Below are 1,242 nucleotides of genomic sequence, written 5' to 3'. Positions count from 1 at the left end.
TTGTAATATAAATTCCTCTCTCTAAATAAAAGGAATTTTCAAATTCTGTATATCTTATATGAAAGCTAGGATTAAACTCTATTTGCATATATTTTTTTAAATCTGTTTCAAATTCTAAAATTTTTTCTACTTCATAAAATATATTGTTCACACGTTTTAAATAATTTCTATTTTTATAACTTAAAACTAAGTTATTAATATCTCCTTCACCATTTTTATAATATGTTCTAGCTTTTAGTAAATCTTTATAAATCTCATCATATTTGTTAAATTCTTTATATTTAGAAACTACATCATGGAAAGATGATAATTTTCCAAATTTACTTCCCCCATCTCTGCATGATATTAGAATAAAAATATTTCTTAATAATACACTTATAATATTCCAATCATAAACCGTACCTTTTGAATTTTCAATTTTATTTTTAATACGTAAAAATATTTTTAAATAAACATAGTAGTTTTCTTGATAGTGATTATATGGATTCAGTACTTCAAATGTGTCATCTAAATTTTTCCCTTGTATATTTTTTCCATCTTTTTTAATGTGTTCTAATAATAGTGAACCCTCTTCAAGCATTTTTTTAAAAGTTTTAAATTCATAGTAGCTGATATCCTGCTTAACATTACCGTAACTCTTTTTTAATTTCTTTTCAAGTTCCTTTTTTTCCTTAAACTTAATTCTTTTCTTGTACAAGACAAAAATATCAATATCTGAAAATTTGTTTTTTTCTTTCGTACTATATGAACCAAATTCATATACGCTTATTATATTCTTCATCTGGCAACCTTCCTATAAAAACTTGAAGTTAGTACAGCTATATAAATAATACTACAAAAATTCTGAAAATATCCTGTCCATCTCGACAAACTAGTTACTTGTATATTCTCATTATTTAAATTTGACAATAATGAATTTTGAATGCTATATTCTATAACTTCATTTAACGTTCGAGTACCTTCAATGTAATAAACAAAAGAAAATATGAAAGAAAGAACCACAAATGATAAAAATATTGGCCATAGTTTTAAACCATATCCCCAAAGAAATTTACTTAACTTTAATCCTATAAATTTGATTCCAGAAAAAAACCTATCTTTTTTCATATATCGGTCTTTATAATAGACTTCTCTACTTACAAAGATGCATTTAAATAATTCAGCCTCTGTCTCTCTTATAAGAAATAATAATTTATCATATATATCACTATGACCCATCTGCAATTCATTTTTATATATTTC

The 1,242-nt window shown here is 23.7% G+C and carries 2 protein-coding genes; both read right to left on the bottom strand.

All coding sequences use genetic code 11. The features are described from left to right. The coding region (locus AB0N16_RS41830; RefSeq protein WP_365806043.1) for a nucleotidyltransferase domain-containing protein at window positions 1-781 on the bottom strand (781 nt) is incomplete at its 3' end. Next, window positions 778-1,242: hypothetical protein (locus AB0N16_RS41825; RefSeq protein ID WP_365806042.1), on the bottom strand; the 465-nt coding region annotated here is incomplete at its 5' end. The genes AB0N16_RS41830 and AB0N16_RS41825, both read right to left, overlap by 4 nt.

This window comes from Streptomyces sp. NPDC051105, assembly GCF_040682795.1.
GTDB lineage: Bacteria > Actinomycetota > Actinomycetes > Streptomycetales > Streptomycetaceae > Streptomyces.
Note: the sequence above shows the minus strand (reverse complement) of the source record. Positions and strands in the feature narration are given on the sequence as shown.